Consider the following 12562-nt stretch of genomic DNA (forward strand, 5'->3'; position numbering starts at 1 on the left):
CAATATGAAAATGGAGTACGTGCATGATTGGGATCTATAGTTTTGTGGTACTGAGTTTGTTCGGCCTGCTCTTGCTTTATTTCCTTTTTATTTCTCGCTCTCCGTCCGTTGGAAAGTATTTTTATCGCTATTTTATGGCGCTGGAGCGTCAACTGGCAGGATTGGAATCAGCTCATATCAATCTAAAGCTTGAGAACAAGCCGCCGCAGCGCATATATTTTTATCGTAATAAAGGCTTCCGTGATACAAATAAAGGAAATAAAAAATCATCAACGGATAAACCCTACCTTTTACTTCTGCACGGATTCAGCGCAGATAAAAGTATTTGGCATCGATTTGCCCGCTATGCTCAGAAGGATTTTAATTTAATTATCCCGGATATGTTGGGCCATGGAGAGACTGCTTACGACCCGCAGCAATCTTATAGCACGCTTGAACAATCAAAAATGCTAATCGCATTATTAAGTGAATTGGGGATCGAGCATTATTACGCTGCGGGTAATTCAATGGGCGGGATGATTTGTGCGCAACTTTTAGAAATGGATGCTTCACGCATCAAAAAAGCCGTTTTAATTGATCCTGCAGGCGCAAAAAGCGCGTTTACCGACATGATGGACGAAACACGCGCCAATCCATTTTTACATAAAGATTTAAAAGCGTTTTTTCGTTTTTATAATGGCGTAATGTCTAAGCCCCCTTTTGCGCCACCCTGCGTACTGCATTATGTTGGTCAAACGCATTATCTTAATCGACTCGAACAGTTCAGACATATGTTCAGAGACTTTTTTAATACGCAACATTTTTATTGCGAAGCCCTTAAGTGCAAGCCATCGGATGTTATGGTTATTTGGGGAGAAGAGGACAAGTTAATTCCGGTTGAAGATGCAAAAGTGTGGCAAGGTCTTACTCAGTCAGAGCCTATAATCTATAAGGGTATTGGCCATATGCCAATGACCGAATTGCCCAGAAAAACCTATCAGGACTGTTATAAATTTTTTGAGTATTCAAAGTCTTAAACTAAGCTCATACTTAAGTATGTTAATTAATGGTGAATTTTTCGATCTTATTGCTATAGTTTAGATTCTTCACACAATAGAAGGAAATAGTTATGACTGGAAAAGCTTTTATCCGACTCATTGCTAAACGTGGTATTCCTTTAAGCTGTATTGCAAATAAATTAAACTGCAAACTCTCTACCTTGCGTTCGCTTGAAACCTATGAAAAGGTGCCTTCCCATTACTTAAAACGTTTTAAGCAGTATTTTCAGCATAACTTGACGGAACAGGACCTTTTGCTTCTGGCAAACTAAAGCGTAAAAGTAAACTGTATTTGAAGCGCTATTTAAGCTATCGTATTGAAAATACAATTGTTTGAATGCGCTTTTCTCTGCATGGAATTTTTACTGCTTTTTATTGCCTTTTTATGTGGTTTTGCCTGCAAATATCTGAGCCTGCCACCTTTAGTGGGCTATCTTATTGCTGGCTTTGTTTTAAACGGCTTAGGCTTTACGATAAGCCCCAATCTTGAAACCATTGCCAACCTCGGCATCACGGTAATGCTCTTTACCATCGGTTTAAAACTCAATGTGAAAGACCTCATTAAGCGCGAAATCTGGTTTGGCTCTGTTGCACATGCAAGTGTTTGGGTGCTCATTTGCGCGGGCTTTTTGTTTTTATTGTCGCTGACACCTCTTGCTTATGTCAGCGGCTTGTCGCTTGCGCAGCTAGCCTTAATTGGCTTTGCTTTTAGTTTTAGCTCTACGGTATGCGTTGTTAAAATTCTGGAAGAAAGCGGCGAGAGTCGCACTCGTCACGGCAAGGTGGCCATCGGCATTCTTATCATGCAGGATATTTTTGCAGTATTGTTTATGGTGCTCGCTACAGGAAAGGCTCCTTCAATCTACGCACTTGGCCTTTTTGCGCTTATTCCCCTCGCCCCCTTATTAAAACGTTTACTGTATGAAGCCGGGCATGGGGAGTTGTTACCCTTGTGCGGCTTCGTATTTGCCTTGGGAGGCTATCATTTATTTGAACTTGTTGGCATCAAAGGCGATTTAGGCGCGCTGATTTTTGGTATTTTATTGGCGGGTACGCCAAAAGCCATTGAGCTATCCAAATCATTACTCAGTTTTAAAGATATATTTTTAATTGGTTTTTTCCTTTCAATTGGATTAACGGCATTACCAACGCTCGAAATGACCTTCATTGCATTGGTTATCACTTTGCTCTTGCCCGTTAAATTTCTTCTGTTTTTTGCTTTATTTACGCAACTCAGACTTCGTGCCCGCACCTCCTATCTGGCAAGTTTGGTGATGGGTAATTATAGCGAGTTTGGACTTATTGTTGCCGCCGTTTCAGTTTCTTTGGGATTAATGAGCCAAAGCTGGCTAGTTATCATCGCGATGAGTGTGTCGTTTTCGTTTGTGATTTCAAGTGTGCTCTACAAGAACTCCCACAATCATTATCGACGTATGAAGCGTCCTTTGCGCAAGTTTCAAAAACCTCATGCGCTACCTGAAGATGTATATCCTGACTTTAACGACGTTGATGTTTTGGTTATCGGCATGGGCCGTGTTGGAAAAGGCGCGTTTCATGCGCTTTCAAAAGTACTTGGAAGTGCGGTTTGCGGTATGGATGCTGATGAAGAAAAAATCAAACGGCTGACGGATGAGGGACACAACGCCATTGTAGGTGATGGTGAGAACATCGATTTGTGGGAAAATTTGGACATTTCATCCCTGAAGCTGGTTCTGTTGGCCCTACCCTCAATTGAAGATTCGTCAAACATTACCCGACAATTGCGCAATGCGAAGTTTGATGGCAAAGTGGTCGCCATAGCGCGCTACGAAGATGAGGTGCAACCTTTGCTGGATCAGGGTGTGGATCAGGTATTTAACTTTTTCACCGATGCGGGTTTAGGTTTTGCTGAAGAAAGCCTGGCAATTTTAGAGCACGGTAATTTGGAAGATGTGCAGCTTGATCAGGAAAAAGAACTTAAACATGCCTATACTGACTAGGGCATGTAACAAAGAGCGGTGAACACATAGAGCGCACAAAACTCATACAGCAAAAATCAACACGCCCTAACCTAAATCGCATCCTAAATGAGAATGATTATATTTAGTAAATAATTGAAATTAAACAATATTTTTTGATCTATCTCAATTATTTGCTACACTCAGCACTTGAATAAGTGTGGACACCAGAAAAAGGGGCAATTTATGCAAGGCGTTCCAGCGGTGGTAAAAGCGCTCAACGAGATGTTGACAGTTGAACTTACCTCCATCAACCAATATTTTTTGCACGCAAGGATGCATAAAAATTGGGGTTTAAAAAAATTAAACGATGCAGCTTACAAAAAATCGATACTCGATATGAAACAAGCGGATCGTCTTATCGAACGGATTTTGTTTTTAGAAGGTTTGCCGAACTTGCAGGCATTAGGAAAATTGTATATCGGGGAAGATACACCAGAATGTTTAAAATGCGATATGACATTCGAACAATCTCAACTACCCCAATTAAAGCAAACTATTGCCTTATGTGAGTCTAATCAGGATTATGTCAGCCGTGATCTCTTATCCAAGATACTTGAGGAAGAAGAAGAATATTTAGACTGGCTTGAAACGCAAGTTCTTCAAATTGAACAAATGGGCCTTGAGAATTATCTCCAGGCGCAGGTTGACGAATAAAACGGGAGTAAAATCATGCAAGGTAAAGAAAAAGTAATTGCAGGATTAAATAGCCTCTTAGGCTACGAACTCGCCGCAATGGATCAGTACTTTATCCATTCGCAAATGTATTTGGACTGGGGCTTAAATAAGCTTTATGAACGGATAGACCATGAGTTTGATGACGAGCGCGGCCATGCAACCAAGCTAATTGAGCGCATGCTGTTTTTAGGCGGAACACCTGATATGGTGACCCGTACTGGCTTGAAAATCGGGTCTGATGTAAAAGAAATGCTCGAAAGCGATCTACGTGTTGAATACGAGGTGGCAGCCAAACTTAAAGAAGTAATTGCCATTTGTGAAGAAGAACACGACTTTGTTAGCCGCGATATGCTTATCGTGCTACTGGACGACACCGAAATGGACCATGCCCACTGGCTTGAACAGCAGCTTGGTTTAATCAAACGTTTGGGCTTGCAAAATTACCTACAGTCGCAAATGTAGCATAAACCATAGTCATCCCGGCCCTGAGGCGGGAACTCCAAAGTCATCGTCATCCCGGCCTTGAGCCGGGAACTCCTAAATACAATAACTGAAGCAGGATATTGCAAATCAAGTTTGCAATGACGAGGGTTGTTGGGAGATTGCAAATCAAGTTTGCAATGACGAGGGTTGTTGGGAGATTGCAAATCAAGTTTGCAATGACGAGGGTTGTTGGGATATTGCAAATCAAGTTTGCAATGACGGGGCTTGTTGGGAGATTGCAAATCAAGTTTGCAATGACGGGGCTTGTTGGGAGATTGCAAATCAAGCTTGCAATGACGAGGCTTGTTGGGAGATTGCAAATCAAGTTTGCAATGACGAGGCTTGTTGGGAGATTGCAAATCAAGTTTGCAATGACGTCTAGTTTAAATACGTATAAAAATCAAAACTTGCGCGATGTCGCTCGCTGCTTTCGATATGCTCAAGCTCAACAAACAAGCGCCACTGCATCTCTTGCAAATTACAGCTACCTAGAAACGTCACGCCGCGATTTTTTGAATTCGCGTCCTCAAACATTACGGGCGTCTTGCCCATATACATGTTGATGCCCTCAATCCATGCTTTATCAATGTGATAATTGGGTGGCATATCAAACTCGAGTAACAATTCCTCCTCGGCAACAGGTGTTTGTAAAAATCGAACGCTCAAATATTGTTCACCTAATGACACATTGCATGCGCTATTCGTTAAATTACATTCAGCTTCGTTATTTAACGAAGTGTTAACATAACCAAGATATATGCCAAAAATTAGCATGCAGAGCAGTAAAATGGTCGTAAAAACTTGCCAATGACTCAGTGATTTTTTCACAATTTATTAACCGTAAACTTTCCTTTATTGACCAAGATCAAACACTGGTCGCTTTCTATATCTTTTTGTATTTAAAAACATTAGTATTCTCGCTGACTAGTGCCGAGTTTACTTTATCTTATGCGCTCCACTCAACTAGGACCTTAGGTTTCAAAGTGAATTCAACACCAGTTTTATGGGTTCCAATTTATTTCTTTACACGGAAATTTCAGTTATGAGCGAAACAAGCCAAGTACAACCTGATTATAATTATAAAGTAGTCAGGCAGTTTACAATCATGACGGTGATATGGGGCATCATAGGAATGCTGGTAGGTGTATTACTCGCGGCTCAATTGTTCGCGCCTGCACTTAACTTTGACATTCCTTGGCTAACCTACTCCCGTTTACGTCCTCTTCATACTAACGCCGTTATCTTTGCTTTTGGCGGATGCGCGTTATTTGCCACATCTTACTACATTGTACAGCGTACCTGTCAGGTAAGATTATTCAGCGATAAACTTGCCGCCTTTACCTTTTGGGGTTGGCAGGCAGTTATCCTTTCGGCAGTCATTACTTTACCTTTGGGCTTAACCTCATCTAAAGAGTACGCTGAACTGGAATGGCCAATTGATATTTTAATTACCCTCGTTTGGGTTGCGTATGCAATCAACTTTTTTGGCACCTTGGTGGTCAGAAAAACCTCGCATATTTATGTGGCAAACTGGTTCTTGGGTGCCTTTATATTAACCGTAGCTGTTTTGCATATCGGAAACAGTATGGCTGTACCTGTTTCAATGTTTAAATCTTATTCGCTTTATGCGGGTGCGGTTGATGCAATGATGCAGTGGTGGTATGGACACAATGCAGTAGGCTTCTTCCTGACAGCCGGATTTTTGGGAATGATGTATTACTTCGTACCCAAGCAAGCTGGACGCCCTGTTTATTCATATCGTTTATCGATTGTTCACTTCTGGGCACTTGTTTCCTTGTACATCTGGGCAGGTCCTCACCACTTGCATTACACTGCTTTACCTGACTGGACGCAGTCTTTAGGTATGGTGATGTCTGTGATCCTGTTTGTACCTTCCTGGGGCGGCATGATCAACGGTATTATGACCTTATCTGGTGCATGGCATAAGCTTCGTACCGACCCGATTTTGCGCTTCCTTATCGTATCGTTGAGCTTCTACGGAATGTCTACGTTTGAAGGCCCGATGATGGCAATCAAAACGGTAAACGCGCTTTCACACTATACTGACTGGACCGTTGGCCACGTGCACTCTGGTGCGCTAGGTTGGGTTGCGATGGTATCGATTGGTTCTATCTACCACCTTGTTCCTATTCTTTTCGGTCAGCCTAAAATGTACAGTATTCGCTTGATAAACGTGCATTTCTGGTTAGCAACGATTGGCGTAGTGCTATATATCGTCGCAATGTGGATTTCAGGTGTACTTCAAGGTCTTATGTGGCGCGCAATTAACGCCGATGGAACCTTGGCCTATTCTTTTGTTGAATCACTTGAAGCGTCAAAACCTTTCTATGTAGTTCGCTTTATTGGTGGTGTGTTTGTTGTGGCTGGTATGCTGATTATGGCTTACAACTGCTATATGACTATCCGTGCACCTAAAACCGAAGAAGTTGAAAGTGGCAATGAGCAAACCGAAGCATTAGGAGCCGCTAAATGAAAAATCCACATGAGTTAGTCGAAAAAAACGTAGGCTTGTTAACGATATTGGTATTAGTTGCTATTAGCTTTGGTGCAATGGCGCAAATTCTGCCGCTGATGTTCCAGCAAAGTGCCCTTGAGCCAGTGAAAGGTCTACGTCCCTACACGGCCCTGGAACTTGAAGGTCGCGACATTTATATTCGTGAAGGCTGTGTAGGCTGTCATAGTCAAATGATCCGCCCATTTAGAGCGGAGACGGAACGTTATGGTCATTACTCTGTTTCTGGTGAATCGGTATGGGAGCGTCCCTTCCTGTGGGGTTCTAAAAGAACTGGGCCTGATCTAGCGCGCGTTGGCGGTCGATATTCTGACGAATGGCACCGTGTACACCTTATTAACCCACGTAACGTGGTACCTGAGTCCAATATGCCTGGTTATCCTTGGTTGGAGACTAACATTCTCGATGGCGAAGACACTGCCAAGAAAATGGAAGTCAACAAGATGTTGGGTGTGCCTTATACAGAAGAAGATATAGCAGGAGCGAAAGCTGCCGTTGAGGGTAAAACCGAAATGGAAGCACTGATTGCTTACCTTCAGTCTCTTGGCACTCAGCTTCAATAGGCCATGATAATGGACCAAGGAACTATCGGAAGTATTTTTACCGTTATTGTATTTGTTTCTTTTGTAGGTGTTGTCATCTGGGCGTTTAGCAGCCGTAACAAAAAAAAGTTTGATGAAGCTGCCAACCTCCCTTTTGAAGACGAAGAGAAACATGAATCATCAAAGAAAGATCAGGAGTCATAAGCTATGACTATGTTTTGGACGATATGGATTACTGTTTTAACAATCGGCACAATTATTGGCTGCTGGTGGTTACTACAGTGGACGCTGGCAAATAAAACCGGCGTTGAAGAAGGCGAATCAATGGGTCATGAATTTGATGGCATTGAGGAAATAAACAACCAATTACCGCGCTGGTGGACAATGCTGTTTTACATCACCATGGTGTGGGGCGTATTGTACTTAATCGCTTACCCAGGTTTAGGAGGCTTTAAGGGACTCTTGGGCTGGAAAAGTGCAAACTTGCATGTACTGTCGCTTGAAGAATCTGAGCAGGCACTTCGTGAAGACATTGAGCAAGGTCGTTTTAACGAATATGCGACGCAAATCAAATTGGCAGAAGAATTATTTGACCCAATTTTTGCTGAGTATGCCAAAGTTCCCGTTGAGCAACTGGCCGAAAATGAAGAAGCTTTGCAAGTGGGCAAACGCTTGTTTCTTCAAAATTGTGCGCAGTGTCATGGTTCAGATGCCAGAGGCCAAAATGGTGGCTTCCCTAACCTGACTGATAACGACTGGTTATACGGCGGTAGCGGTGACAAAATCAAAGAAACGCTTATCAAAGGTCGCATGGGTGCCATGCCAGGTTGGTTAGCGAGCTTTGGTGAGCAAGGCATTGAAGAAATTGTGGCTTACACCTTAAGTTTAAGCGGTCGCGAAGTAGATACCGCGCTAAAAGAAGCCGGTAAAGCCCGATTTGCAGCCTGCGCAGCCTGTCACGGTATGGACGGCAAAGGCAACCAAATGCTTGGTGCGCCTAACCTGACCGACAACATCTGGTTGTACGGCGGCAGCGAGCGCGCAGTCACTGAAACACTTAATTACGGTCGTAACGGTGTCATGCCTGCGTTTAATAAAACGCTTGGTGAAGACAAAGTTCATGTTGTGGCAGCTTACGTATATAGTCTGTCGCAAGAATAGTCGCGAATTATGGTGTTGATTAGCAGTTAAATTCGTATGTTAAAAGCCTCGTTTTGCGAGGCTTTTTTGTGTAAATTCAAGCTATTGTTCGTAGTAATAATATTCATCAACGTTGTTTTAAGGTAGCAAATGCAAGAACGTGATACTCAGCCTTGGTATAAGCAGTTTTGGCCCTGGTTTTTAATAGCGATTCCGCTTTCGTCGGTCATTGTTGGTAGCGTGGTTTTTAATTACGCCACTGACGGCACTAACTCGCTAGTTGTTGATGATTACTATAAAGAAGGAAAATACATCAATGCCCGCCTGGATAAAATTGAGCAGGCGAAAGCCTTAGGTATTGTTACAGAATTGTCTATTCAAGGTGGTGCGGTCAGCTTACAGTTTATTGAAGGTGCCCCGCAAACCGGTGAAGCCCTGAAACTGGACTTTTTCCATGTCACTCTGGAAGAAAAGGATTTTGATGTATTGCTTACACGTGATGCAAGCGGTATTTATCGTGCATCGTTTGATGAAAATATCAAAGGAAAATGGCGCTTACGCCTCATGCCCCTTGATGAAAGCTGGAAGGTGCAAGACACCCTCAATTTACCCCAGTCAGCCCCCTTTCGTTTTATTCCCTAGCAGGCCTGTATGAGCATAGAAATACAAGACGGTGCCTGCTATCACTGCGGCTTGCCGAATACAGAGGGTGAAAAATATCCCGTCACTATTGTTGGACAGCGCCACTACATGTGCTGTCCGGGTTGTCAGGCGGTTGCTTCTGCGATCGTAGAAAATGGTCTGGAAAGTTATTATGAATTTAGAACCGAGCCTGCCGCCCGCGGAGATGCCGCATTAGATAATACGCTCTCCAAATTAGCGGTATACGATGAGCCGGAATTACAGGAAGAATTTGTTTTTGATCAAGGCAAACATAAGCAAATTCAATTAACTGTAGAAGGCATTACCTGCGCTGCGTGTGGCTGGCTAATTGAAAAACAGCTTGCCAAGGTAAAGGGCGTAAAACAAGTTTCAGTAAATGTGTCAGCAAGGCGTGCTTTGGTCACCTGGGATAACGCTGAGCAAAAACTCTCTGGCATATTGGCAAGAATGAAATCGATTGGATATGAATCCTTGCCCTTTCAGGCCGACAATCATGAAGCTTCTTACAAAAAAGAACAAAAAAGTTATTTAAAAAAACTAGGCTTGGCCGGCATCATGACCATGCAAGTAATGATGCTCGCGATGGGTCAATACTTTGATATTTTCGGCAACATAGATGCTGAGGCTATAGCCTATTTTAATGCGGTGAGTCTTATTCTCACTACGCCTGTTGTGCTCTATTCAGGCAGTATTTTTTACATCAGTGCGCTTAAAGCCTTGCAAAATCGCAGTGTGAATATGGATGTTCCTGTTACGATTGCCATATTAGCCACATACATAGCGGGTGTAATGGCAGTGAATCAGAGTACCGGTGAGGTGTACTTTGAATCCATCTGCATGTTTATCTTCTTTTTGTTGATCAGTCGCTTTTTAGAGCATCGCTCTCGCCATCGCGCCTCTGAAATATCATCCAACATGCTAAAGCTCATTCCGGTAACTGCGCTTAAATGGGAAAATGAGCAGTGGACTTCAGTGTTAGCCAAGCAGCTTAAAACAGGTGATAGGGTTTTGGTTAAGGCAGGCAGTAACATTCCTATTGATGCACTGATTCTCGAAGGGGAATCCACGGTTGACGAGTCGATGCTTACAGGTGAATTTGAGCCTGTGCGAAAAGCCCCTAACGACCGCGTATTTGCCGGCTCTCTCAACCAACAAGGCAGCCTGACAATAGAGGTAACAAGCACCCTTAAAAACGCAATGATGAATCAGATTTTGCGTTTACAAGAGATAGCCATGGGCAGCAAGCCAAAAGTAGCGCTTATAGCGGATAATTTGTCGCGTTATTTTGTAAGCGCCGTGCTGATTATAAGCGCCCTTACCTACTGGTATTGGTGGTCAAAAGATGACCCGCATGCATTTTGGATAACGATTTCGGTCTTAGTTGCAACCTGCCCGTGTGCGCTAGGGCTTGCAACGCCTAGCGCACTTACCTGTGCAATGGCTAAACTCAATAAGTTGGGTATCTTGCTAAAACGGGCAGATGCGCTTGAACAAGTCACTCACGCAAGCGACATTGTGTTTGATAAAACGGGCACCCTGACTAAAGGACAGTTTTCTATTTCAAAGAAAGTCTTCAGGCCGTTACCCGCATCATTTACACAAGATCTCGCAACAAATGACTCAACGACTGATCCAATGCTCATTATGCAGCTTGCCAGCTTGCTTGAAAGTCGCTCTGAGCATCCTATTTCACAAGCCTTCAATGTCGACATCATGATCCATAATGCAGGTGCTGAAGTGCTAAACGATGCCGATATTAGCGATTACAAAATCGAAATTGGCAAAGGAATTAGTGCGCAAATAAATAACATTAAATGTTTAATTGGGTCTAAAAAGTTTGTTTTACAAGCAAGCTCATGTAATGACGAGACAGAATGGGCTGGCGCGAATGTTCTGATGTCGGTTGATAACACTATTGTTGCTGCTTTTTGGATTAATGATACGGTAAAAGACGATGTTCAGGACGTACTCAATACTCTACGAGACTACAACCTATCAATTTTAAGCGGTGATGAGCAATCTAATGTAGCGAGCGTTGCAAATAGCTTAGGGATAAAAAAAGCGCTCGGTGGATGTACACCAGAGGCGAAACTCAGCTACGTAAAATCAGAGCAAGCCAAAAAACACTCTTTAATCATGTTAGGTGATGGTATCAATGATGCGCCGGTGCTTGCAGCAGCTGATGTCTCTGTCGCGGTAGGTAATGCCTCTGATTTAGCAAAAAATGCAGCAGATGTGGTCTTACTCAATCCCAGTTTGCATGCCCTTGCCGACCTAATACATATGTCGAAGCGCACAAAACGAAAGATTAAACAAAACATTGCATGGGCGCTTGGCTACAACTTGCTTGTTTTACCCTTTGCAGTATCGGGTGTTTTAACGCCCTGGCAAGCCGCTTTGGGAATGTCTTTAAGTTCTGTTATTGTAGTTTACAACTCCACGCGGCTTATGAAGTAAGATATAGTAGATTAATACTTACAAAGGCAACAATGACTCGACAGATACTAAATGAGAAAATAGCAAAATGAGCGTTATATACGTATTAATACCACTGGCTGTAATCATTGTTGCTTTGGCAATCGGTGTTTTCTTTTGGGCGGTAAAATCCAATCAGTTTGACGATTTGGAGCGTCAGGGCTACAGCATTTTGTTTGACGATGATATCAAGAAAAAACCCGACGCTCGCGACAATGAGGGTGATAGCAGTGCAGTGCAATCTGAGAATAATTCATCTGAAACCCCTACGAATAAAAATGTAAACGACTCCCTCTCGGAAGAAAAAGGATTTGACGAAAAGCAATAATGGATATTAATTTACTATCCGCTTTTCTTATGGGCTTGGCAGGAGGCGTGCACTGTATTGGAATGTGCGGAGGAATTGCGACCGCGTTTACTTTTGCTATACCAAAAGAAGCATTTAACACTCCTTATATTTTGGCCTACAATATCGGTCGGATATCGTCTTACACAGCCGTTGGCGCATTGACTGGCTATTTGGGCGCCATTACCAGCACGGCAATTACAACAAATTTTCCCATTTTAACGCTGATAAGCGCTGTGTTTTTAGTGCTCCTGGCGCTTTACATCAGCGATTGGTATAAAGGGCTGTCGATACTCGAAAAAGCGGGAAGTCGTTTTTTTAAAAAAATTCAACCTTTCGCAAAACGCTTTTTGCCCTTTAAACACCCTGGCTCTGCCTTAGCCTACGGAATGGTTTGGGGGTTTTTACCCTGTGGATTGGTTTACACAGCATTGACCTGGTCATTGGCAAGTGGAAGTGCCTTAAACGGTGCGCTTTTCATGCTCATGTTCGGGCTAGGCACCTTCCCTGCTCTAATCGCAAGCAGCGTCGGAGCCAGTTTTTTAATTCCTTTTTTACAACATAAAATCACGCGGCAGGTTATCGCCATTAGTCTAATATTCTTCGCAATAATTTTGATTTTCCCTGTTATTAAGGGTATAACATGATCCAAATCAAATTTTGGAGTG

Annotated in this window: 14 protein-coding genes; 13 read left to right on the forward strand and 1 reads right to left on the reverse strand. The window is 42.9% G+C overall.

Annotated elements, in window-relative coordinates:
- Positions 1-23: 23 nt before the first annotated feature.
- The 5 genes from D6V41_RS14145 to bfr (D6V41_RS14165) all read left to right on the forward strand — a co-directional run bounded on the left by D6V41_RS14145 (position 24) and on the right by bfr (D6V41_RS14165) (position 4174).
- Positions 24-1016: an alpha/beta fold hydrolase gene (locus tag D6V41_RS14145; RefSeq protein ID WP_136252195.1), complete on the forward strand. Its 993-nt coding sequence runs from the start codon at positions 24-26 to the stop codon at positions 1014-1016.
- A gap of 92 nt (positions 1017-1108) precedes the next feature.
- Positions 1109-1309: a hypothetical protein gene (locus tag D6V41_RS14150; RefSeq protein WP_136252196.1), complete on the forward strand. Its 201-nt coding sequence runs from the start codon at positions 1109-1111 to the stop codon at positions 1307-1309.
- A gap of 81 nt (positions 1310-1390) precedes the next feature.
- Positions 1391-3016 (forward strand): cation:proton antiporter family protein, encoded by a 1626-nt coding sequence (locus D6V41_RS14155; RefSeq protein WP_136252197.1) that lies wholly within the window; start codon positions 1391-1393, stop codon positions 3014-3016.
- Between the two features lie 204 nt (positions 3017-3220).
- Positions 3221-3691, forward strand: coding sequence for a bacterioferritin (gene bfr, locus D6V41_RS14160; RefSeq protein WP_136252198.1), 471 nt, complete (start codon positions 3221-3223; stop codon positions 3689-3691).
- Between the two features lie 15 nt (positions 3692-3706).
- A complete protein-coding gene (bfr, locus tag D6V41_RS14165; protein ID WP_136252199.1) occupies positions 3707-4174 on the forward strand; it encodes a bacterioferritin in 468 nt (155 codons plus the stop codon).
- Positions 4175-4573: 399 nt separating this feature from the next.
- On the opposite strand, the gene D6V41_RS14170 is transcribed toward bfr (D6V41_RS14165), so the two are convergent.
- Positions 4574-5023: a hypothetical protein gene (locus D6V41_RS14170; protein WP_136252200.1), complete on the reverse strand. Its 450-nt coding sequence runs from the start codon at positions 5021-5023 to the stop codon at positions 4574-4576.
- 214 nt (positions 5024-5237) lie between these two features.
- Here D6V41_RS14170 and ccoN point away from each other — a divergent pair, with 214 nt between their 5' ends.
- The 8 genes from ccoN to D6V41_RS14210 all read left to right on the forward strand — a co-directional run bounded on the left by ccoN (position 5238) and on the right by D6V41_RS14210 (position 12541).
- A complete protein-coding gene (ccoN, locus tag D6V41_RS14175; protein WP_136252201.1) occupies positions 5238-6689 on the forward strand; it encodes a cytochrome-c oxidase, cbb3-type subunit I in 1452 nt (483 codons plus the stop codon).
- Positions 6686-7291, forward strand: coding sequence for a cytochrome-c oxidase, cbb3-type subunit II (ccoO, locus tag D6V41_RS14180; RefSeq protein WP_136252202.1), 606 nt, complete (start codon positions 6686-6688; stop codon positions 7289-7291). Before ccoN ends, ccoO begins: the two co-directional genes overlap by 4 nt.
- Positions 7292-7300: 9 nt before the next feature.
- A complete protein-coding gene (locus D6V41_RS14185) occupies positions 7301-7474 on the forward strand; it encodes a cbb3-type cytochrome oxidase subunit 3 (RefSeq protein ID WP_136252203.1) in 174 nt (57 codons plus the stop codon).
- Positions 7475-7477: 3 nt separating this feature from the next.
- Complete coding sequence (ccoP, locus tag D6V41_RS14190) at positions 7478-8431, forward strand: cytochrome-c oxidase, cbb3-type subunit III (protein WP_136252204.1); 954 nt, start codon at positions 7478-7480, stop codon at positions 8429-8431.
- A gap of 129 nt (positions 8432-8560) precedes the next feature.
- The gene (locus D6V41_RS14195) at positions 8561-9052 is read left to right on the forward strand and encodes a FixH family protein (protein WP_136252205.1); all 492 of its coding nucleotides are present in this window, start codon (positions 8561-8563) and stop codon (positions 9050-9052) included.
- A 9-nt stretch (positions 9053-9061) separates the two neighbouring features.
- On the forward strand, positions 9062-11530 hold the full coding sequence (locus D6V41_RS14200; RefSeq protein ID WP_136252206.1) for a heavy metal translocating P-type ATPase: 2469 nt from the start codon (positions 9062-9064) through the stop codon (positions 11528-11530).
- A gap of 67 nt (positions 11531-11597) precedes the next feature.
- Positions 11598-11876 (forward strand): cbb3-type cytochrome oxidase assembly protein CcoS, encoded by a 279-nt coding sequence (gene ccoS / locus D6V41_RS14205; RefSeq protein WP_136252207.1) that lies wholly within the window; start codon positions 11598-11600, stop codon positions 11874-11876.
- Entirely contained in the window at positions 11873-12541 is a 669-nt protein-coding gene (locus D6V41_RS14210) for a sulfite exporter TauE/SafE family protein (RefSeq protein ID WP_136252208.1), read from the forward strand. The genes ccoS and D6V41_RS14210 overlap by 4 nt, the downstream gene beginning before the upstream one ends.
- Positions 12542-12562 lie beyond the last annotated feature (21 nt).

This window comes from Ningiella ruwaisensis (assembly GCF_004798935.1).
Taxonomy (GTDB): domain Bacteria; phylum Pseudomonadota; class Gammaproteobacteria; order Enterobacterales; family Alteromonadaceae; genus Glaciecola; species Glaciecola ruwaisensis.